At 74.6% G+C, this 21,498-nt stretch carries 18 protein-coding genes; 8 read left to right on the top strand and 10 right to left on the bottom strand.

Annotated elements, in window-relative coordinates:
* Positions 1-35 precede the first annotated feature (35 nt).
* From O7606_RS07240 to O7606_RS07250, 3 genes are read right to left on the bottom strand one after another with little or no spacing between them, the layout of a single operon-like run.
* A complete protein-coding gene (locus O7606_RS07240) occupies positions 36-1,922 on the bottom strand; it encodes an ABC transporter ATP-binding protein (RefSeq protein ID WP_281598296.1) in 1,887 nt (628 codons plus the stop codon).
* A 58-nt stretch (positions 1,923-1,980) separates the two neighbouring features.
* Entirely contained in the window at positions 1,981-3,069 is a 1,089-nt protein-coding gene (locus tag O7606_RS07245) for a zinc-binding dehydrogenase (RefSeq protein ID WP_281598297.1), read from the bottom strand.
* The gene (locus O7606_RS07250; protein ID WP_281598298.1) at positions 3,062-4,057 is read right to left on the bottom strand and encodes a Gfo/Idh/MocA family oxidoreductase; all 996 of its coding nucleotides are present in this window, start codon (positions 4,055-4,057) and stop codon (positions 3,062-3,064) included. The genes O7606_RS07245 and O7606_RS07250 overlap by 8 nt, the downstream gene beginning before the upstream one ends.
* A gap of 245 nt (positions 4,058-4,302) precedes the next feature.
* On the opposite strand from O7606_RS07250, the gene O7606_RS07255 reads away from it, so the two are divergent.
* The 4 genes from O7606_RS07255 (at position 4,303) to ctaD (ending at position 9,514) form a co-directional block, all read left to right on the top strand.
* Complete coding sequence (locus O7606_RS07255) at positions 4,303-5,289, top strand: glucosyl-3-phosphoglycerate synthase (RefSeq protein WP_281599532.1); 987 nt, start codon at positions 4,303-4,305, stop codon at positions 5,287-5,289.
* A 34-nt stretch (positions 5,290-5,323) separates the two neighbouring features.
* On the top strand, positions 5,324-6,478 hold the full coding sequence (locus O7606_RS07260; RefSeq protein ID WP_281598299.1) for a glycosyltransferase: 1,155 nt from the start codon (positions 5,324-5,326) through the stop codon (positions 6,476-6,478).
* A gap of 210 nt (positions 6,479-6,688) precedes the next feature.
* Positions 6,689-7,417, top strand: a complete 729-nt coding sequence (locus tag O7606_RS07265; protein ID WP_281598300.1) for an ATP-binding protein — start codon at positions 6,689-6,691, stop codon at positions 7,415-7,417.
* Between the two features lie 99 nt (positions 7,418-7,516).
* Entirely contained in the window at positions 7,517-9,514 is a 1,998-nt protein-coding gene (gene ctaD, locus O7606_RS07270) for a cytochrome c oxidase subunit I (protein WP_281598301.1), read from the top strand.
* A 7-nt stretch (positions 9,515-9,521) separates the two neighbouring features.
* Here the strand turns inward: ctaD and O7606_RS07275 are convergent, their stop codons facing one another.
* Together O7606_RS07275 and O7606_RS07280 are read right to left on the bottom strand one after the other, a co-directional pair.
* Positions 9,522-10,460: a SigB/SigF/SigG family RNA polymerase sigma factor gene (locus tag O7606_RS07275; RefSeq protein WP_281598302.1), complete on the bottom strand. Its 939-nt coding sequence runs from the start codon at positions 10,458-10,460 to the stop codon at positions 9,522-9,524.
* A gap of 263 nt (positions 10,461-10,723) precedes the next feature.
* Positions 10,724-12,082 carry a hypothetical protein gene (locus O7606_RS07280; RefSeq protein ID WP_281599534.1) on the bottom strand — a complete coding sequence of 453 codons (1,359 nt, stop codon included), beginning with the start codon at positions 12,080-12,082 and terminating at the stop codon, positions 10,724-10,726.
* A 274-nt stretch (positions 12,083-12,356) separates the two neighbouring features.
* Between O7606_RS07280 and O7606_RS07285 the strand changes: the two genes are divergently transcribed.
* Positions 12,357-12,608 carry a CDGSH iron-sulfur domain-containing protein gene (locus tag O7606_RS07285; RefSeq protein ID WP_281598303.1) on the top strand — a complete coding sequence of 84 codons (252 nt, stop codon included), beginning with the start codon at positions 12,357-12,359 and terminating at the stop codon, positions 12,606-12,608.
* Between the two features lie 149 nt (positions 12,609-12,757).
* On the opposite strand, the gene O7606_RS07290 is transcribed toward O7606_RS07285, so the two are convergent.
* Both O7606_RS07290 and O7606_RS07295 read right to left on the bottom strand, forming a co-directional pair.
* Positions 12,758-13,807 (bottom strand): iron-containing redox enzyme family protein, encoded by a 1,050-nt coding sequence (locus O7606_RS07290; RefSeq protein WP_281598304.1) that lies wholly within the window; start codon positions 13,805-13,807, stop codon positions 12,758-12,760.
* Positions 13,808-13,898: 91 nt separating this feature from the next.
* Positions 13,899-15,023 carry a Vms1/Ankzf1 family peptidyl-tRNA hydrolase gene (locus O7606_RS07295; RefSeq protein WP_281598305.1) on the bottom strand — a complete coding sequence of 375 codons (1,125 nt, stop codon included), beginning with the start codon at positions 15,021-15,023 and terminating at the stop codon, positions 13,899-13,901.
* 184 nt (positions 15,024-15,207) lie between these two features.
* Here O7606_RS07295 and O7606_RS07300 point away from each other — a divergent pair, with 184 nt between their 5' ends.
* Positions 15,208-15,750: a hypothetical protein gene (locus O7606_RS07300; RefSeq protein WP_281598306.1), complete on the top strand. Its 543-nt coding sequence runs from the start codon at positions 15,208-15,210 to the stop codon at positions 15,748-15,750.
* Positions 15,751-15,800: 50 nt separating this feature from the next.
* On the opposite strand, the gene O7606_RS07305 is transcribed toward O7606_RS07300, so the two are convergent.
* Positions 15,801-16,544, bottom strand: a complete 744-nt coding sequence (locus tag O7606_RS07305; RefSeq protein ID WP_281598307.1) for a hypothetical protein — start codon at positions 16,542-16,544, stop codon at positions 15,801-15,803.
* A gap of 94 nt (positions 16,545-16,638) precedes the next feature.
* Between O7606_RS07305 and O7606_RS07310 the strand changes: the two genes are divergently transcribed.
* Positions 16,639-17,220: a sigma-70 family RNA polymerase sigma factor gene (locus O7606_RS07310; RefSeq protein ID WP_281598308.1), complete on the top strand. Its 582-nt coding sequence runs from the start codon at positions 16,639-16,641 to the stop codon at positions 17,218-17,220.
* Positions 17,221-17,489: 269 nt separating this feature from the next.
* Complete coding sequence (locus O7606_RS07315; protein ID WP_281598309.1) at positions 17,490-18,968, top strand: glutamate-cysteine ligase family protein; 1,479 nt, start codon at positions 17,490-17,492, stop codon at positions 18,966-18,968.
* Between the two features lie 73 nt (positions 18,969-19,041).
* Here the strand turns inward: O7606_RS07315 and O7606_RS07320 are convergent, their stop codons facing one another.
* Both O7606_RS07320 and treZ read right to left on the bottom strand, forming a co-directional pair.
* A complete protein-coding gene (locus O7606_RS07320; RefSeq protein WP_281598310.1) occupies positions 19,042-19,599 on the bottom strand; it encodes a signal peptidase II in 558 nt (185 codons plus the stop codon).
* Between the two features lie 156 nt (positions 19,600-19,755).
* Complete coding sequence (gene treZ, locus O7606_RS07325) at positions 19,756-21,489, bottom strand: malto-oligosyltrehalose trehalohydrolase (protein WP_281598311.1); 1,734 nt, start codon at positions 21,487-21,489, stop codon at positions 19,756-19,758.
* Positions 21,490-21,498 lie beyond the last annotated feature (9 nt).

Genomic DNA, 21,498 nt, shown 5'->3' on the forward strand with positions numbered 1-21,498 from the left:
CCGGGCATCGGATCGACGCCGATCAGCCCGAGGGCTCAGCTCACCAGCAACTGGTGGGTGGCGAGCTCCCGGTACAGCGGGCTGGCGTCGGTCAGCTCGTCGTGGGTGCCCACGGCGACCACCCGGCCGCCGTCGACGACCACGATCTGGTCCGCGTCGACCACGGTCGAGAGCCGGTGGGCGACGATCAGCAGGGTGCGCCGCCGGGCCACCGCGTCGATGGCCCGGCGCAGGGCCGCCTCGTTGCGGGCGTCGAGGTTGCTGGTCGGCTCGTCGAGCAGCAGGACCGGCGGCCCGGCCAGCAGGGCCCGGGCGATGGCCAGCCGCTGCCGCTCCCCGCCGGAGAGCAGCACCCCGCCCTCGCCGACCGGCACGTCCAGCCCCTGCGGCGTACGGGTCGCCAACGCCCCGAGGTTGACCTCGTCGAGCACCGCCAGCAACCGCTCCTCGGTCGCGTCCGGAGTGGTGATGAGCAGGTTCTCCCGCAGGGTGCCGGCGAGCACCGGGGCCTCCTGCTCGACGTAGCCCAACCGGGCCCGCAGCGCGTCGCGGGGCAGGTCCCGCACGTCGACCCCGTCCAGCTTGAGGCTGCCCTCGTCCACCTCGTAGAACCGCTCGACCAGCGCCAACAGGGTGGACTTGCCCGCGCCGGACGGGCCGACCAGCGCGGTCCGGGTGCCGGCCGGCACGGTGAAGCTCACCTCGCGCAGCACCGGTCCGCCGCCGCGGTAGCCGAAGCCGACCCGGTCGAACTCGATCGACACCGGTCGCGTCACGTCCCGGTCCGGGCCGGACCCGGCCGGCGTCGACGACCGGGCGGAGGCGGGTCGCGGCACCGGTCCGGACGCCGCCGGACGGGCGGTCGCCGGTCCGGCGGCCCGGGTGTCGGCCGTCGCGGCGTCGGCGGCGCGGGCGTCGGTCGTCACGACGTCGGCGGCGCGGGAGTCGGCGGCGCCCTCGACCGGGACGGTGAACATCTCCTCGATCCGCTGCAGCGCGCCGAGGCCGGTCTGCAACTGCGTGAACGCGCTCAACGCCTGCCCCAACGGCATCACCAGGAAGAACAGGAACATGATGAACGCGACCAGGTCGCCGACGCTCAGCTCGCCGGCGGCCACCCGCGCGCCGCCGACGCCGAGCACCAGCAGGAACGCCCCCTGGATGGTGATGGTGCCGGCCGGGCCGACCACCGCCTGCACCCGGGCGACCCGCAGCCCGGCCGCGTACGCCTGCTCGGCGCTGGCCGCGACGGCGTCGGTCTCCCGCTGCTCGGCGCGGCTGGCCCGGATGGTCCGGGCGGCGGTGACGGCCCGTTCCACGGCGGAGGTCATCTCGCCGATCCGTTCCTGGGCGGCCCGGGACAGGTCACGCACCCGTCGGGCGACGGTGAGCGCGAAGCCGAGCCCGGCGGCGACCCCGACGAGGGTCACCCCGAACAGCAGCGGGTCGAGCACGATCATCGCGATGCCCGCGCCGACCACCATGACCACCCCGGTGACCAGCTCGAACAGCCCGGAGGTGACCACCGCCCGCAGCAGGGTGGTGTCCGCGCCCACCCGGGAGAGCAGGTCACCGGTGCGGCGCTGGTCGTACTCGGCGATCGGCAGCCGCAACAGGTGGCCGGCGAGCCGGCGACGGGTGCCGAGCACCAGCCCCTCGGCGGTGCGTTGCAGCAGGTAGTCACGGAGACCGGCGAGGACCGCGCCGAACACGAGCACGGCGACGAGCACGCCGACCAGGCCGCCCACCGGCCGGGACGCCGACACCGCGTCGAGCACCGAGCGGGTCAGCAGGGGCTGGGTGAGCGCCGTGCCGGCGCCGACCAACGACAACGCGCCCACCACGACGAGGGTGCCGCGGTGGGCGCGCAGGTACGGCAGGAGTGCGGAGAGCCCGACGCTCGGGGCGGATCCGGTGGTCACCGGATCACGGTAGCCGGCCCGCGCCGGGCGGGTGGAGGTCGTGTCGTGCGGACGTCGGTCAGCAGGTCAGCACGACCTGGAGCTCCTGCCGGCGACGCTCGGCCAGCCCGGTCAGCAGGGCCGGGGCCCCGTCGAACGGCACCACCGCCGTGACCAGGTGCTTCCGGATCAGGTCACCGCGGTCCCGGAGCAGCTCCACCGTCTCGGCGGAGAGCCGTTCCCGGTCCCAGGTCGGGGCGAGGCCGCGCGGCACCCGACCGATCTGGGCGCAGCGCAGCGACAGCCCGTTGTGGTGGAACTCCTCGCCGAACCGGACCTGGTCCGCCCCGTCCTGGTAGAAGGCGAGGTCGACGACGGCGCCCTGGGGGCGCAGCAGGCGCAGCGCTAGGCGCAGCGCCCACGCCTGCCCGCGGCACTGGAACACCACGTCCGCGCCACGGTCCCCGGCGGCGTGCGCCCACCGCGTCTTCAGCACGACCGCCGGGTCGTCGGCGTCCGGGTCGAGGGTCTCCAGGCCCAGCGTCTCCGCCACCTGCCGGCGCTGCGGGGTGGGGTCGAGCACCACCACCGACGCGGCGCCGTGCCGCTTCGCGAACAGGGCGGTGAGCAGGGCCACCACCCCGCCGCCGACCACCGCGACCCGCCGCCCGGCCACCCCGTCGGAGAGCGAGCGCGCCTGGGGGCCGTACAGGTCGGCGGCGGCGTGCAGCAGGCCGTTGGCGCAGATCGGGCCCATGTGGGCGACGTAGACGCCGAGCAGCGGATCCAGGTCGTCGGGCAGCGGCACGAACCGCTCCCGGAGCGGGTCGAGCACGCCCCCGGTGCGGTGGCCGTAGGTCAGCGCGCCGACCGTGCCCACCGGGATCGCCGGGGTGGCGCTCTCCACCACCCGACCCACCTGCATGTACCCCAACCGTCGCACCGGGTACGGGGTGCTCGCGGCGCCGGCCTGGAACAGCCCCAGGTCGGCGTTCCAGGTGACGTTGAGGTACGGGTTGGTGCCCTTGACGTAGCTCAGCTCCGTGCCGGCCGAGACTCCGCTGTACAGCGTCTCGACCCGGACGCCGCCGTCCGGCAGCGGATCGGCGTCCCGCTCGACCAGGTCGACCCGCCCCGGGCCGCTGACCACCACCACCCGGTCACGCACCGACGGTCACCCCCGCCCGGGCCGGCGCGGGCAGGGCCACCGACCGGCCGGTGCGCGCGCTCTCGGCGACCGCGCAGGCCAGCCGCTGGGTGCCGAGCGCCTCGGCGTACGGGACCCGCACGTCGTCGCCGACGCCGCGTACCGCGTCGACGAAGGCCCGGTCGACGGCGACCCGCGCGCCCTCCGGGTCGGCGTCGAACCGGCGTTCCCCGTCGGCGTCCCGCGCCACCAGGCCGTCCTCGGTCAACGACAGGACCAGCCCGTCGGCGACGATCTCCAGCCCGGCCCGGTGCTTCCAGCCGAGCACGCAGGCGGCGGTGAGCACGCCCACCGGCCCGTCGGCGAAGCGCAGGGCGGCGGTGGTGACCGAGTCGACGTCCGCCCCGTCGACCTGCGGCGGCGTGCCGTCGCCGTACGCGGTGACCTCGGTGACCTCGCCGACCAGCACCCGGATCAGGTCCAGCACGTGTGCCGCCTGCTCGACGACCGGGCCGCCGGAGCGGTCCCGCCGGGCCCACCAGGCCACCGGGGGGACCTTGTCCAGCCAGGCGCCGCTGACCAGGCGCGCCGGGCGGTCGGCGAGCAGCTCCCGGGCCTGCTCCACCACATGCAGGTAACGCCAGTGGTGGCCGACCGCGGTGAGCAGGCCCCGTTCGGCCACCCGGGCGGCGACGTCCTCGGCGGTGTCGAGGTCCACGGCGACCGGTTTCTCCACGAACATCGGCACGCCGGCGTCGATCACCGCCTGCTCCACCGGGCCGTGCGCGAACGGCGGCACGCAGACGTACACCGCGTCGCAGCCGGCGGCCAGCAGCTCCCCGACGTCGCCGAACACCCGACCGCCGTGCCGGTCGGCGAGCTCCGCCGCCGCGTCGCGGGCGACGTCGGTCACCCCGACCAGCTCGACGTCCTCGAAGCCTCCCAACACCCGGGCGTGGCGTCGGGCCACCCCGCCCGCGCCGACCAGTCCCACCCGACACGTGCCCATGCAGAGTCCCTCCGCCTGTGTTCTGCTTTGCCCCTGCGACTGCCCGGCGTCACCCCGGGGCAAACGTTCACCTGGGGGAAACGGGGCAGGCGGGGGCCGTGATCAAGATGTGGGGGACGGATCGGTTTAGGGCGGGGACACGGCCGGGAAAGCGGGGGCCGCGTCCCGCACGAACGACGGCGGACGCCGTTGCGACTTGGGGGGTATGACCAGTGCGGGATTCTGAGCCGATCGTCTCACCGGTGGTGGAGGCGTGGGCGACCTACCGAACATCCTCGGCGGACGAGTGGACCGCCCGGCAGCTCGTCCACGCGAAAGGGGACAACCAGGTCAGCGTGGTGCTGCCCGCACGTAACGAGGAGGCCACGGTCGGCGCGATCGTGGCCACCATCCGTGAGCACCTGGTGGACCGGGTGCCCCTGGTCGACGAGCTGATCGTGGTGGACTCCCGGTCCACGGACCGGACCGCCCAGGTGGCCCGGGCGGCCGGCGCGGAGGTGGTCGGCCAGGACGAGATGACCCGGGCGCTGCCCCGGCTCACCGGCAAGGGCGACGCGCTGTGGGCGGGGCTGGCCGCCGCCCGGGGCGACGTGGTGGCGTTCGTCGACGCCGACCTGCGCGAGTTCCGTCCGCACTTCGTCACCGGCCTGCTGGGACCGCTGCTGACCGACCCGTCCGTCGACTTCGTCAAGGGGTTCTACCACCGGCCGCTGGTCGGTCAGGCCAGCGTGGAGCCGGACGGCGGCGGCCGGGTCACCGAGCTGATGGCCCGTCCGCTGCTGAACCTGTTCTGGCCGGAGCTGGCCGGCTTCGTTCAGCCGCTCGCCGGCGAGTACGCGGGGCGGCGCGAGGTGCTGGCCCGGGTGCCGTTCGTCTCCGGGTACGGCGTCGAGACGGCCATGCTGATCGACCTGCTGGAGCTGGTCGGGCTGGACGCCCTGGCACAGGTGGACCTGGGCGAGCGCAAGCACCGCCACCAGGACACCGCCGCGCTGGGCCGGATGTCCGCGCAGATCATGCTCACCGCGTGGTCCCGGTTGCAGCGGCGCGGCTGGGCCAACCCGGACGTGCTGCCGGCCGCCCTGCTGACCCAGTTCCGGCGGGGCGGCTCGGACGCGTTGCCGAAGCTCGACCGGGAGATCGTCGTCAACGACGTCTCGGTCCAGGAGCGGCCGCCCCTGGCGGAGCTGCGTCATCTCGTTCCACGCCGTCGCCGGGTGCCGGCGGCGTGACCCCGTCCCGGACCGCCGAGCGAAGGAACACCCCATGAGCCTGACCGTCCTGATGAACGCCGGTCCGTGGTTGTCCGTGCCGCCGCCCGGCTACGGCGGCATCGAGAACGTCATCGCCACCCTGGTGCCGGAGCTGCGGCGGCTCGGGGTGCGGGTGGTGCTCGCCTCCGTCGGCACCAGCGCCCTGCCGGTGGACGAGCGGATCTCGGTCTTTCCCGACGGGCAGTTCGCCGCGCTGCAACGCCCCTACAACCAGGTGTGCGGGCTGGCCCAGGCGCACCTGGCCGGGGTGGTCCGGGAGCTGCGTTCCCGGGACGACGTCGACCTGGTCCACGACCACGTGGAGGCGGTCGGGCTGGCCACCCTCGCCGCGATGGAGCCGGACGCCCCGCCCGTGCTGCACACCCTGCACTGGGACCTGGCCAAGCACCCCGCCCTCTACGGTCATCTCGACGGCGGCGACCGGGTCCGCGTCAACGGGGTGTCGGCGTCCCAGCTCGCCCGCGCCCCGCGGGCGCTGCGGGACCACTCGGTCGGGCACGTGCACCTGTCCACCCCGCTCGCGGTGGACGCCGACCGCCGGCCGTCGCCGGTCAAGGGCGACCACGTGGTCGTGCTGGGCCGGATCAATCCGGGCAAGGGGCAGGACGTGGCCGCCCGGCTGGCCCAGCGGACCGGTTTCCGGCTGGTGCTGGCCGGCCCGGTCGGCCCGTACCACCGGCCGGAGGAGCTGGCCGCGGCCGGCGCCGAGGCCCGGCAGAACCCGGACGTGCGGTTCTTCCTGGACGAGGTCGCCCCGCACGTCGACGGCGACCGGGTGCGCTGGGTGGGCACGGTGGCCGGTCAGGAGCGTGACGACCTGGTCGCGTCCGCCCGGGCCATGCTGTTCCCGTTGCGGTGGGAGGAGCCGGGCGGCACGGCGGTGGTGGAGTCGCTGGCCCTGGGCACCCCGGTGGTGGCCACCGCCCGGGGCTGCCTGCCCGAGCTGGTCACGCACGGCCGCACCGGGCTGCTCACCGGGCACGAGGAGCAGCTCGGCGAGCTGGTCCACGCCGCCGGCCTGCTGGATCCGCAGGAGTGCCGGCGGGAGGCCGCGCTCCGGTTCACCCCGGCGGTGATGGCGCAGCGGTACGTCGCGCTCTACGAGCGGGTCCGGCAGCTCGCCCCGACCGGGCTCCAGCCGGCCTGACGCACGGTCACCGCAGCGCCCGCCGACCGCCGACCGGCCCGACGCCGCACGTGCCGGGTCACCCTCCCGCACGGTCCGGCGGCGACCATGACCGGCGTCATGGTCGCGGCCGGGGCGGTTTCGGTCGGCCGGCGGCGGGTACTGCGGCAGCCATCGGGACGAGAGATCATCGGACCGCCGCGAGCATCGGGTACCACGGAGCGAGGCGACATGTCGAGGCAGCTCACCTACCAGGTGCGTGAGGATCCGCCGGTGACGGTGGTCAGGTTCGCCGGCACCCTGGACCGGTCGACGATGACGACGGCGCAGCGGGCGCTGGACCGCTGCCTGGCCGCGCAGCCCGACGCGCTCGTCGTCGATCTGGCCCGGCTGGCCGTACGGGACCGGTCGGCCCTGTCGGTCTTCGGGGCCGCCGCCCGGCAGGCGGCGGACTGGCCGGCGGTGCCGATGGTGCTCTGCGCCCCGCCGCCGGAGGCGGCGAGCTGGCTGGCGGCGGACGCGCGCTGCCCGGTGGTGCCGGTCCGCCGGGACTACGCGGAGGCCACCCGGGAGGTCCGCGACGTGGCGACACCCCGGCTGCGGGTCCGGCTCCAGCCCGTCGCCGACGCCTGCCGGCGGGCCCGGGAGCTGACCCAGGACGCCTGCGGACGGTGGAACGTCCCGCAGCTCGTCGGCCCGACCTCGCTGGTGCTCAGCGAGCTGGTGGGCAACGTGGTCCGGCACGCCGGCACCCCGATGCAGGTCACGCTGACGTTGCGCCGCCCGTACCTGCACGTCGCGGTCGCCGACGGTAGTCGCGCGGCGGCCCGTCCGGCCAGCCCCGGCCCGGACGTACCGGGTGGCCGGGGTCTGCTGCTGGTGCGGGAGCTCACCCAGCGGTGGGGCACCGCGCCGGCCGGGGACGGCAAGGTGGTCTGGGCGTTGCTGCCGGCCGTATAGCGTTACGCCCATTTTTTCGTTTCTCGCCTGGTTTGATGGGTGGGGCGACGGGTAGGCACGCCCGTCCCGTTCCCGGTCGCGGCAAGGGTGAGAAGCGGCATGACGACATCGACCAGCACGGACCCGGAGCCGGCCCGGGACCGCGGACCGGCGATCCTCGCCCCGGCCCGCTTCGGCGGCTACCCCGGGCCGGTACGTCCGGCGCTGCCGGGCAGCCAACTGCTCCGCTTCCTGGCCACCACCGACCACAAGCAGATCGGGCTGCTCTACCTGCTGACCTCGTTCGGCTTCTTCCTCGTCGCCGGGGCGCAGGCGATGCTCATCCGGGGCGAGCTGGCCCGGCCGGGGATGCAGTTCCTCTCGCCCGAGCAGTACAACCAGCTCTTCACCTCGCACGGCACGATCATGCTGCTGCTGTTCGCCACCCCGGCCGCGTTCGGGTTCGGCAACTTCCTGGTGCCGATCCAGATCGGCGCCCCGGACGTGTCGTTCCCCCGGCTGAACGCCCTGGCGTACTGGCTCTTCCTGCTCGGTGGCCTCATGGTCGTCGGCGGGTTCCTCACCCCCGAGGGCACGGCCGACTTCGGCTGGACGGCGTACACGCCGCTGAGCCGGTTGCAGCACTCGCCGGGCGTGGGCGCGAACATGTGGATCATCGGACTGGTGCTCTCCGGGCTGGGCACCATCCTGGGCGCGGTCAACCTGATCGCCACCGTGCTCACCCTGCGCGCCCCGGGCATGACCATGTTCCGGATGCCGATCTTCACCTGGAACATGCTGCTCACCAGCGTCCTGGTGATCCTGGTCTTCCCGCTGCTGGCCGCCGCGCTGCTCGCGCTGGCCGCGGACCGGCTGCTCGCCGCGCACGTGTACGACGCGGCGACCGGCGGCCCGATGCTGTGGCAGCACCTCTTCTGGTTCTTCGGGCACCCCGAGGTGTACATCATCGCGCTGCCGTTCTTCGGCATCATCACCGAGATCATCCCGGTCTTCTCCCGGAAGCCGATCTTCGGCTACAAGGGGCTCGTCCTGGCGACCCTCGCCATCACCATCCTGTCGATGACCGTCTGGGCGCACCACATGTTCGGCACCGGTCAGGTGCTGCTGCCGTTCTTCAGCATCCTCAGCTACCTGATCGCGGTGCCCACCGGCGTGAAGTTCTTCAACTGGATCGGCACCATGTGGAAGGGGCAGCTCACCTTCGAGACGCCGATGCTGTTCGCCGTCGGCTTCCTCGTCACGTTCCTGCTCGGCGGGCTGACCGGGGTGCTGCTCGCCGCCCCGCCGGTGGACTTCCACGTCACCGACACCTACTTCGTGGTGGCCCACTTCCACTACGTGCTGTTCGGCACGGTGGTCTTCGCGCTCTTCGGCGGCTTCTACTTCTGGTGGCCGAAGATGACCGGACGGCTCATGGACGAGCGGCTGGGCAAGGCGCACTTCTGGACCATGTTCGTCGGGTTCCACGGCACGTTCCTCGTCCAGCACTGGCTGGGCAACGAGGGCATGCCCCGCCGGTACGCCGACTACCTGCCCACCGACGGCTTCACCACGCTGAACACCATCTCCACCGTCTCGTCGTTCCTGCTCGGCGCGTCCACTTTGTTCTTCGTCTGGAACGCCTGGAAGTCCTGGCGGTACGGGCCGATGGTCACCGTCGACGACCCCTGGGGGTTCGGCAACTCCCTGGAGTGGGCGACCAGTTGCCCGCCGCCGCTGCGCAACTTCGACCGGATGCCCCGGATCCGCTCCGAGCGGCCCGCGTTCGACGCCAAGTACGGCACCCTCGTCGCCGACCTCGGACGGGACCTGCCGCAGCGCACCACCCGCCCGCCGCAGAGCCTGGGCGAGGAGATGCGCCCCGAGGAGCACCGGCCGGAGTCGCCGAGCGCGCACGGCGCCGGCGGCGCCCGGGAAGCCGTCGCCTACCAGCCGGCGCCCCGCTCCGGGGCCCGACCGGTGGACGTCCCGGAGCCGGAGGACGTGCTGCGGCCCAGCTTCGAGGGCACCGACGAGGACGGCGCGGACCCGCTCGACTCGGAGCGGGAGCCGGACGGCGACGAACGGTGGCGACACCCGCCGGGTCAGTCGTCCTGACCGGACGTCAGCGCGGGCCGGACCGGCCGACCACTCCGCCACCGACCGTCGGCTCACCGACCTGGCCGCCCACCGCCACCCGGTCGGCGGTACGTTTCGCCGTCACCGGACGCCCGGCGTCGGCCTGCTCGCCGTTCTGCCAGGGCGGCGGGGCGTCGGCGAGCATGGCCTGCCGCAGCCAGGTCAACGCCCGGGACAGCAGCCGGGAGACGTGCATCTGCGAGATGCCGAACCGGGCGGCGATCTCCGCCTGGGTCTGGTTGCCGTAGAAGCGCATGGCCAGGATCCGTCGCTCCCGCCAGGGCAGCCGGTGCAGCAGGCCGCTGACCGTGACCCGGTCGTCGACCGACTCCAGGGCATTGTCCGACTCCCCCACCAGGTCGCCGAACTCGGCGGAGCTCTCCCCGCCCACCGGGGCGTTGAGCGACGCCGGGCTGTATCCGGCGGCGGACTCCAGGGCGGCGAGGATCTCCTCCTGCGGGGTCTCCAGCCGCTCGGCCAGCTCCGCCACCGTGGGGCTGCGGGACAACTCGCTGGTCAGCGCGGAGGTCGCCTGCCCCACCTCCAGGATGAGGTCCCGCAGCCGCCGGGGCACGTGCACCCCCCAGGTGCGGTCCCGGAAGTGCCGCTTGATCTCCCCCACGATGGTGATGGCCGCGTACGCGGTGAAGGACCCGCGCTCCGGGTCGTACCGGTCGACCGCGTTGACCAGCCCGAGGCGGGCGACCTGCTCCAGGTCCTCCAGCGGCTCCCCCCGGCCCCGGTACCGCCGGGCCAGCCGACCGGCGAACGGCAGGGCGAACCGGACCAGGTCGTCCCGGGCCTCCTGGCGTCGTTCCGCCGGAAGGCCCTCGATCCGCGCCGCGTAGGCCAGGGCCGCCGCGTCGAGGTCCTCCAGACCCCGGTCGGTCGGTGTCGGGGTGGTCGTGGTGGGCTGTCCGAACATTCGCGCCTCCCTCACCGAAGGTCCCCGCCCGACCGCGTCCGGGCGCGGCACGGCCGTGCCCGGATGCGGAAACAGGTCGGAAGACAGGAATGCCGACGAGCGGCAACAGCGACGCCACGCGGCATGATCAGGCCGTCGCAGCCAGCGGTGTTCCCGCTCTGTAGGTACTCAACCACGGAGAGGTCAGGTCGCGAGGATGTTTCGCCGGGCTGCCCCGCGCCGACCCGGTCGGACGGCGGGTCGGGCCGCGGCCGACGGGCGGATCAGGTGACCAGCAGCCCCTGCCCGGTACCGCTGGCCCGCAACGCGGCCAACGCGACGTCGACCGGCAGCGGCGGCGGCGCCGGCAGGTCGTACGCCTGGCCGCGCAGCACCTCGGTGGCCCGGCGGGTGGGCACCGAGGTCACCGGGTAGCCGCGCGCGGCGACCCGGTCCAGGGCCCGGCGGCGGCGACCGAACGCCGCCACGGCCAACCACTGCGGCAACCCGGCCCACGCCGGCGACGGCACGCCCGGCGGCTCCGGCAGCACGTCCACCGAACTGAACGGCTCGCTGCCGGCCAACCACCACTCGGCGGCCGAGACGCTGCGCCGGGTGGCGTTCTCACACCAGTACGGCACCAGTCCCGCCCGCACCACCTGCCACGGGTCGAGCAGCCGGCCGCACTCGACCACCAACCGGTCACCGGTCTTGCCGGCGGCGCGCAGCCAGCCCCGGTACAGGTCGGCGGTGGCCGCGCTGAGCACCTCGGGCCGCGGCACGAGCACCCGGCGCACCGGATGCCCCCGGCGAACGGCCCAATCCCGCAGGCTCACCTCGAAACCCGACTCCACGCCGTTCTCGGCCGGGGCCCGCGGAACGGACACCTGGGGCGGATCCCACCGCCCGCTGTCCCCACCGGCGCAACGGAGCACCTGGCGCAGGGCCGGCGCGTCCGGGTGGAAGTCCACCGGGTCCAGGCCGCTGGCCGGGCACCCCACCTGGAAGCTGTGCCCACCCCCGGCGTCCCCGACCGGCCAGGTGCGCGCGTCGCGGAGCAGCAGCACCGGCGCGCCGGGGTCGAGGCGGTCGGCCAGGAACCGGGCGTACGCCGCCGGCACACGCCGCCACCGCACCGCCAGCGACACCGTCGCGCCGGCCAGCGCGCCCCGGGTGGCCGGGCAGTGCACCTGCCGTACGTGCACGTCGTCGTTGCCGCGCAGCAGCCGACCGGCCAACGCCGCGCCGTGGTCCCGGGCGCGGTCGGGCCGGTCCACCGCGCCGTCGTTCCAGTGCGCGGTCACCTCGAAGCCGGCGGGCAGCCACGGCACGCCGAGCGCCACCGCCAGGTGGGCGGCAGACCCGTGCGCCGAGCCGAGCACCGCCCCCGGGAACCGCCCCGCCGCAGGGTACTGGTCGACCAGCCAACCGGCCACCCGCTCGGCGTCCACCGCGGCGGCCTGGTCGACGCTGAGCGCCACCCGGCCGGCGGCCCGGACGACGGCGGCCCGCCGCACCGGCTCGGGAGCGCCCGGGAACCGGCCCGCCGTCGAGGGGTGGGACAGGTCCGCGCAGTCGGCCCCGCGCAGGGCGCGGGCGGTCGCCGCCACCAGGACGCGGGCGACGCTGCCCACCGACACCACCCGGTCGCCGGCCGGTCCGGTCTCGGCCGGTGTCGGCCGTCCGCGCGTCCCGCGCCCCGGTCCGAGCCGTCCCCGTTCGCTCACCACGCGGGCCGGCTTCCCGTCCGGATCGGGTTCAAACGGGGCGTCCGCCACCGGGCGGGGGGAATCCGAGGCTGGTACCCCTTCGATGGTCGCCGCCCCTCGACGGTCGTCCACGCCCGGTCGTCACGCGGGCGGCGACGGTGGGTCCGGCGGGAGTTTCACGGCCGTCCGGGCGGGCACTTCCGGTGCCATGCCCGACGACGACAGCCGTGCCACGCCCGACGACGACAGCGACGACGGGACCGCCACCGAGACGGCAGCCACCATCACCGCCTACCCGGACGGGCCACTGCTGGTGCGGGGGGACTTCGCCCTGCTCACCCCGGACGGCCAGCGCATCGACGCGCGGCGGGGGACGGTGGCGCTGTGCCGGTGCGGACAGTCGGCGCTGAAGCCGTTCTGCGACGGCTCCCACCAGGCGACCGGCTTCCGCGCCGACTGACCGCCAACCGGTCGGCTACCCGGCCCCGGTCGACGCCGGCCGACCCCGGTTCACGCCGGCCGCGCCCGCGCGGGCCGGCACGGTAAGCGCGGGCCTGGCTCAGCCGGCCACCGGCAGCGGCGGGTCGGCGGCCACGGGCGGCGCGGGGCTCAGGCGGCCACCGGCAGCGGCGGGTCGGTGACCGTGGCCGGACGCAGCGAGCTACGGCCGGCGGCCCAGCTCGACAGCAGGTGCCCGGCGAAGAGCCGGTCCACCGCGAGACACGCCGCCGCGCCGAGCAGCACGTCGGCGGCCAGCTCCGGCTCCGCCCGGACCAGCCCGCCGCACAGGTCGTACGCGGCGATCTGCTCGTGCACCGCGTCGGCCTCCACGTGCTCGTCGTAGAAGCGGGTGGCGGCCTCGTCGAGGCCCAGCCGACGCAGCCCGTTGCCGTACCGGCGGTTCGGCAGCGAGGAGGTCATCTCGAAGGCAGCCAGGTGCCCCACCAACGCGCCACGCAACCGCCGGTGCAGACCGAACAGCGAGATCAGGTTGCCGGTCGCCAGGGTCACCGCGGGAACCGCGTCGACGTGGGCCCCGTAGCCGCTGTCCAGGTCGAGCCGGTCCATGGTGCGCCGGAACAGCTCGGCGTGCACCCACTCCGGCCGGCCGCCGCCGTACTCGTCCATCTGGATCTCCACCAGCGCGGCCTTGGCCGGCCCACCCAGCCGGGGGATCCCCCAGGTGTGCGGGTCGGCCTCCTTGAGGTGGTAGACCGAGCGGTGGGTGACGAACTCCCGGAACTGGGCCAGCGTGGCCCGCCGTTGCAGGGTCGCCGCCAGCGGCGGGCCGTGGTCGGCCCGGGTCAACGTGGTCAACGCCGCCGGCACCTCGGCGGCCGGCACAGCCGGCTGCGGGCCGACCAGTCGGCGCACGGCCGCCTCGAACGGTCGTTCGGCGCGCGCCCGCAGCGCCAGCACGGACGGCTCCCACTCCCACTCGTCGGCCACCCCGGCCCAACCCCGGTAGTGCAGCTCGTAGCAGAGCAGCAGGGTCAGTTGGAGGTCCTCGTCGGTGAGCGGGTCGGCCGGGTCGAGCTCCAGCCGCGCCGGCAGCTCGTGCGGCGGCTCCCGCCACGCGGTGATCAGGGCGGCGGAGACCGGGCCACGCGGCTGGGGCAACGGCGCGGGGCCGTGACGGCGCGCCGCGGGATCGGACATGGGACCTCCCAGATCGACTGCGCCAGTAGATGCCCCCGGCCCCGCCGGCTAAACGGCGCTGACCAGCGACCCGGCCCACAACCGGACGCCGTCAGGCGGGCTCCCGTCCCGGGGTGCCGGCGTCGACGTACCGCAGCACGGCCCCGACCCCGTCGGTCAGGTCGGGCGCCTCGTCGCGGCCGAGCACGGTCAGCGCGGCGCCGGTGCCGACCAGCGCGCGCAGCAGCGCCGCGTCGGCACGTACCCGTCGGGGCCGGTCGACGGCCGCGGTGGCCAACTGCTCCGGGTCGGCGGCGATGTCGGTGGGCTGCGGCCCGACCCACAGCTCGTCGGTCGAGGACGGGTCGTCCACGATGAGCATGGTGTCGACCTGGTTGCGGCGCAGCGCGGACACCACCGCCGCCAGGCCCGCCCCGACGTCCTCCTGCACGCCGAACCGGTCCAGGGTCTCGCGGATCCGCCGGTCCGCCACCTCGGCGACGGTCTGGACGGTGACGTCCTCCATCGCGGCCGGGTCCGCGCCGCCGGTGCGCGCGCCCGCGTCGGTACGGACCATCCGGTCCTGCCACTTGCGCGGCAGTTGGGCGGCGAGCACGCCGGTGGCGCGGACGTCCCCGGCCAGCACCACCACCTCCGCGCCGACCCGTTCGGCCAGTTCGGCGGTGGCCGCCGCCGCGTCCCCGGCGTTGCGGTGCCACGCCTCGGTGGCGGCGCGCTGGTACCGCGACTGGGACCACCCACCCGGCTTGACCCGGCGCAACTGGTAGCTCTCCCGACCCCGCACGTGGGCCCGCCGGGGCACCCCGCCGGCGCTCACCGCGACCACGTCGGCCCCGGAGCGGTCGGCCAGCACCCGCACCCAGGCGACCTCCTCGCCGCGTTGGGCGACCAGCGGCATGGTGTGCGGCAACGGCCCGTACGTGGCGAGGTCCTTCGCGGGCGGGGCGGACAGGTACTCGGCGAGCAGCACCCGCCCGTCGGCGGCGAAGGCGGCCAGCCCGTAGTCACCGGTCAGCGGATCGTGGCCACGGACCGTCCGGTCCAGGGCCGCGACGGTCTCCGGATCCGCTCCCTGGTCGGCGAGCTGGCCGGCCAGGGCCCGCCAGCGCAGGTCCAGCGCGGGACGGGCGTCCTGGGTGTCCCGGGAGGCGTCCAGGTAGACCGAACACCACGGCCCGGGGCGTTCGTAGAGCGGGCGCAGGAAGGACAGCTCCATGCTCGACCCCTTTCCGGCTCGGCACCGCGCTTACCCGCGCCGGTCGGGTTGTCACCTCTCCTGGCCACCGCCCCGCCGCCGCTGGCCACGGCCCCGCCGCGCCCGTGAAGACGTTCACTCACGTCGTTCAACTCACCCGACCGATACCATCGGTGCACAGAACAGGACTATCGGTGGTGACGAGATGGACAGCGACCTCCGCCGCCCGCGGATCCTCCGCCCCACCGGCAGGATCTTCACCGGGCGGGTGGTCCGATTCATGGACGGCTACACCCGCGAGATGAAGGTCGGGCAGCCGGTCCTAGTGGCGGTGGTGGCCGCGGCCGGCGTGGTGCAGTTGGTGACCCTGCTGGCGCGCACCCTGCTCAAGGTGGGCGGCGGCGCGGGCGCCCGGCGCACCTGGAAGGACCTCAAGAAGGGGCCCGAGTTCCTGGTCACCCCGGTCCGGCTGCGCGACACCGGCGGGCAGCTCTACGAGGTGGAGCTGCACGGCCACCTGGCGCAGAGCGCGGTGCACCCCGGCGACCACGTCCAGCTCACCCTGCGCGACCAGGGCGACCCGGACCTGCCACCCCGGATCGAACGGATCGTCAACATCACCACCACCCAGTGGCTGACCCCCCGGCCGCCGACGGTGTGGTCCCACCTCGGCCCGCCCCTGCTGCTCCAGGCGGCCGTGGGGGCGCTGCTGGTCGTGCTGCTGCTGGCCCTTGTGATCTTCGTGTGAGCGACGCCGGGCCGACCGGCGGCCACCCGCGCGGCGAGCGCCCGGCCGGGTCAGGCGACCTCGCGCGGGGCGGTCACCGGCTCCGTCGGACCGGACCGCCCCCGCCACGACCGCCGGGCGGCGTCGGCGTCGTCCTCCGGGTCGTCGAAGACCGGTCGCCACCGTCCCGACCGGGGCCCGGTCGGCGGCACGCCACGGTCCAGCAGCGGGTGGCGCAGCAGCACCAGCACCCCGTACCCGGCGAGCAGGGCCCCGTGGCTGAGCAGCCAGACCAGCTGCACCCGGCCGGCGACGACGTCCCCGAGACTGAGCAGGGTCAACACCGCCACGAAGACGGTCAGCACGGGAATCATGGCCGCCGGCCGGACCCTCCGGACGGCGATCAGGCCGAACGCCGTCCCGATCGCGAGGTTCCACGCGGCCGACTCGTGCCACAGGTGACCGGCGCTGGCGAACTGCCCGGCGTGCACGTGCGTCCCGCCGGCCAGCGCCCCGATCTGGGTCGCCCCGAGGAGGAACTGCCCGGCCCCGAGGACGCCCAGCAGCCCGTGCAGCACGCCGGACAGCCGGGCCCACCGGGGGCCCGGGAGCGCGGCGAGGACGTCGTCGGAGACCCCCCGGCTGGGCGGCGCCGGCAGGGCGCGCAGCAGCCGGCCGACCTCCGCCGCGTCGGCGTGCCACTGGCGGCAGGACGGGCACGACGCCAGGTGGTCGTCGAGCGCCGGGCCCACACCCGGCTCCTCCACCCCGTCGAGGCGGGCCGACAGGGCGTCCCGGCTGGAAACGCAGTTCACCCGCCCATGGTGGCGGACGGCACCCCGTGCCGGCCACCCCGACCCGCGTACGGCCACCCCCACCGACGCGGACATTCGGGCTAAGGTGTGCCGCATGTTCGCCGAGCGGGCCGACGACGAGACCGTTACCCGGCTCGCCTTGGCGGCCAAGACCGGGGACCGGCCCGCCGCCACCCGGTTCATCGAGGTCACCCACCGGGACGTGCACCGTTTCCTGGCGTTCCTGGTGCATCCCGGGGAGGCCGACGACCTGACCCAGGAGACCTACCTGCGGGCCATGCGCGCGCTGCCCCGCTTCGCAGCCCGTTCCACGGCCCGGACGTGGCTGCTGGCGATCGCCCGCCGGGTGGCCGCCGACCACCTCCGCACGGCGTCCCGCCGGCCACCGCAGACCCGGCTCGACGACTGGCAGGCGGCGGCCGAGGTCGCCGCGTTCCGGCAGGGCGGTCTCGGCCTCGACGAGCAGGTGGCGTTGCGCGACCTGCTGGACGGTCTGGCCCCGGCCCGCCGGGAGGCGTTCATCGCCACCCAACTGCTCGGGCTCTCCTACACCGAGGCGGCGCAGGTCTGCGACTGCCCGGTCGGCACGATCCGTTCCCGGGTGGCCCGGGCCCGCGAGGACCTCGTCGCCGGGATGCGCGACTCGACCCACGACGGGCGACGCGCCACCGGCTGACCAGCCGGTCCGCCGCGCCCACAGTCCGCAGTCCACCCCGTCGGACGCCGGCCGGTCCCGACGGTGACCGGCCGCCGTGTGGGGAGCCTCCGGCCGGACGCCCGGCGGTCCCCGGCCATGCCGGGGACCGCAGCGGGTATCCCGGCGTACGCCGCCTGCCGGCCCACGCCGGCCGTCGGCGCGGGACGCGAAAAGGGGACCTTTGGTCCTGTCACGTTTCGTCGGACGCGTGTGAGGTTATAGATCCCACGGGTGACAGGGTGGTGACCATGGGCGAGGACGTCGGCGTACGGATCTTCACACGGGAGGACCGGGCCCGGTACCGGGAGAAGGTGCGCCGGTGCCTGGACGTCTTCGCCGCCATGCTGCGGGAGTCCCGGTTCGACTTCGAACGACCGACGACCGGCCTGGAGATCGAGCTGAACCTGGTCGACGAGACCTCGATGCCGGCCATGCGCAACGCCGACGTGCTCGCCGCCGTCGCCGACCCGAGCTTCCAGACCGAGCTGGGCCAGTTCAACGTCGAGATCAACGTGGCGCCGCGACGCATCGCCGGCACCGGCACCGCCGAGTTCGAGGAGCACGTACGGGCCAGTCTGAACGCGGCGGAGGCGAAGGCCCGGACGATCGGCGCGCACATGGTGATGATCGGCATCCTGCCGACCCTGCGCCCCGAGCACCTGACCGCCGAGACGCTCTCGGCGAACCCGCGCTACCGGCTGCTCAACGAGCAGATCTTCGCCGCCCGGGGCGAGGACCTGAAGATCTCCATCACCGGGGTGGAGCGGCTGGTCACCACGGCCGACACGATCACCCCGGAGGCGGCCTGCACCAGCACCCAGTTCCACCTCCAGGTCAGTCCGGCCCAGTTCGCCGACTACTGGAACGCCGCCCAGGCCATCGCGGGGGTCCAGGTGGCCCTCGGCGCGAACTCGCCGCTGCTGTTCGGCCGGGAGCTGTGGCGGGAGACCCGGATCCCGCTGTTCGAGCAGGCCACCGACACCCGCGCGGAGGAGATCAAGGCCCAGGGGGTGCGTCCCCGGGTGTGGTTCGGGGAACGCTGGATCACCAGCGTCTTCGACCTGTTCGAGGAGAACGTGCGCTACTACCCGGCGCTGCTGCCGATCTGCGACCCGGAGGACCCGGTCGACACCCTGGCCGCCGGAGGCGTGCCGAAACTGGCCGAGCTGCGCCTGCACAACGGCACCATCTACCGCTGGAACCGCCCGGTCTACGACGTGCTGCGCGGCCGACCGCACCTGCGGGTGGAGAACCGGGTGCTGCCGGCCGGGCCGACCGTGCTGGACACCATCGCCAACGGCGCGTTCTACTTCGGCCTCGTCCGGGCCCTCGCCGAGGCGGACCGGCCGCTGTGGTCGCAGATGTCGTTCAGCGCCGCCGAGGAGAACTTCCAGAGCTGTGCCCGGTACGGCGTCGACGCCCGGGTCTTCTGGCCCGGTCTGGGCTACCTGCCGGTCACCGAGCTGGTGTTGCGGCGGTTGCTGCCGCTGGCCCACCACGGCCTCGATCAGTGGGGGCTGGACCCGACCGAACGGGACCGGCTGCTCGGCATCATCGAACAACGCTGCCTGACCGGCCGCAACGGGGCCACCTGGCAGGTCGCCACGCTGCACCGGTTCGAGTCCGAGGACCACCTGGACCGGCCGGAGGCGCTGCGCCGGATGGTCGGCCACTACGTCGAGCTGATGCACGACAACCGCCCGGTCCACGAGTGGCCGCTGCCCTGACGGCGACCGCCCCGGTCACCGCGCCCGGTCGGGGCGCGAGGAGGTCACCGCGCCCGGTCGGGGCGCCAGGCGGTCACCGCGCCCGGTCGGGGCGCGTCGGGTGGTCCTTCGCGGCGAGCAGGACCATCAGCGCCGCGCCGACCACGATGGCGATGTCGGCGACGTTGCCGACGAACCAGTCGAAGTAGGCGATGAAGTCGACCACGTGCCCCTGCCCGAACGAGGGCCTGCGGAACAGCCGGTCACCGAGGTGGGTGGTGGCCCCGCCGAGGAGCAGCCCGAGCGCCACCGCCCAGGCCCGCGAGCGGACCCGCCAGACGTACCAGAGGCCGCCAAGCACTCCGGCCGCCGCCACGATGGTGAAGATCCAGGTGGCGTCGCGGCCGATCGACAGCGCGGCGCCGGGGTTGTAGACCAGCTTGATGCCCAACGCGTCGCCGAGGACGGGGACGCGCTCCCCGCGAGTGAGGGTCCGCTCGGCCCACAGCTTGGTGAGCTGGTCGACGACGAGCACCACGGCGGCGAGGCCGAGCGCGAGCCAGGGGGCCCGGCGGCCCGCCCCGGGGCGGGGGGTGGCGGGGTCGGCAGCCGGTGCGCCGGCCGCCTCCCCGGTGCTGCGACGCGCGTTCATCTCGGGAATTGTGTCACGTCCGTCCCGGTCCGCCGGCCGGGGCGGCGCGGGACCGTCGGAGACTCGACTCCGTTTCGGTGATGTGGGGGTGTCCGCCCGGCGGGACCGCCCCACATCACCGAAACAGCGCCCGGCGAGCCCGCCCGGCGAGCGGGGTCAGACCGCGACGACGGCGGCGCTCTCCGGTGGGAGCTCCACGCCGTCACGCTGGACGGTGACGCCGGCGGCGGTGGCGAGCAGGACGTGCCGGACGACCGCCGGCAGGCTGATCCGCTGCGGCCGGTCGGCCAGGTTCGCCACCACCAGGCACTCCCCCCGCCGGACCATCAGGAACCGGTCGCCGTGGCGCACGTCGACCCGGTCCAGCCGGGGGTCGGACAGGTCGGCCCGGGACTTGCGCAACGCGATCAGCCGGCGGTGGAAGTCGAGCATCTCCCGGTGCTCCGGCTTGTCCAGCTCGGCCCAGTCCAGCCGGGACCGGACGAAGGTCTGCGGGTCCTGCGGGTCCGGCACGTCCCCGGGCGGCCAGCCGTGCGCGGCGAACTCCCGCCGCCGGCCGTCGGCGACGGCGACGGCCAGCTCCGGCTCGGGGTGGCTGGTGAAGAACTGCCACGGCGTGGTGGCCCCCCACTCCTCCCCCATGAACAGCATCGGGGTGAACGGGGCGGTGAACAGCAGCGTCGCGCCGACCCGCAGCAGCCTCGGCGACAACGTCGCGGAGATCCGGTCACCGGTGGCCCGGTTGCCGATCTGGTCGTGGTTCTGCAGGTACGCCACGAACCGGTGCCCGGGCACCCGCTGCCGGTCCACCGGCCGGCCGTGCGTACGGTCCCGGAAGCTCGACCACGTGCCGGCGTGGAAGAACGCCCCGGTGAACACGTCGGCCAGGCAGTCCAGCGAGCCGAAGTCGGAGTAGTAGCCCTGCCGTTCCCCGGTGAGCAGGGTGTGCAGGGCGTGGTGGGCGTCGTCGTTCCACTGGGCGTGCAGGCCGACGCCGCCCGCCTCCCGGGGCGTGATCAGCCGGGGGTCGTTCAGGTCGGACTCGGCGATCAGCGACAGCGGTCGGCCCAGGTGGGTGGAGAGCGTCTCCACCTCCACGACCAGCTCCTCCAGCAGCGGGATCGCCCGGTGGTCGGCGAACGCGTGCACCGCGTCCAGTCGCAACGCGTCGACGTGGTAGTCCCGCAGCCAGGTCAGCACGCTGTCCACGATGTAGCGGCGCACCTCGTCGGAGTGCGGGCCGTCCAGGTTGACCGCCCGCCCCCAGGAGTTGCTCTGCTCGGCCAGGTACGGCCCGAACATCGGCGCGTACGCGCCGGACGGGCCGAAGTGGTTGTAGACCACGTCCAGGACCACCCCCAGCCCGCGCTGGTGGGCGGCGTCGACAAGGCGCTTCAACCCGTCCGGGCCGCCGTACCCGTGGTGCGGGGCGTACCAGCACACCCCGTCGTAGCCCCAGTTGTGCTCGCCGTTGAACGCGTTGACCGGGAGCAGCTCGATCAGGTCCACCCCGAGGTCCACCAGGTGGTCGAGGCGCTCGATGACGGCGTCGAAGGTGCCCTCCGGGGTGAACGTGCCGACGTGCAGCTCGTACAGCACGCTGCCGGGCAGTTGCCGGCCGGTCCACGCCTGGTCGCCCCACTCGTACGCGGCATGGTCGTAGACCCGGCTCGGGCCGTGCACCCCGGCCGGCTGCCAGGGCGAGCGCGGATCCGGCAGGGCCCGCTCGTCGTCGTCGAGCAGGAAGGCGTAGTCGGCGCCGGGACCGGCGTCCGGCGCGGCGGTCCGCCACCAGCCGCCCGGACCGGCGGTCATCTCACGGTCGTCGGCGCCCTCGACGCGCAGCCGGACCCGGTTGGCCTGCGGCGCCCACACCGCGAACTCGCTCATACGGCCTCC

Source organism: Micromonospora sp. WMMD882 (assembly GCF_027497255.1).
Lineage (GTDB): Bacteria > Actinomycetota > Actinomycetes > Mycobacteriales > Micromonosporaceae > Micromonospora.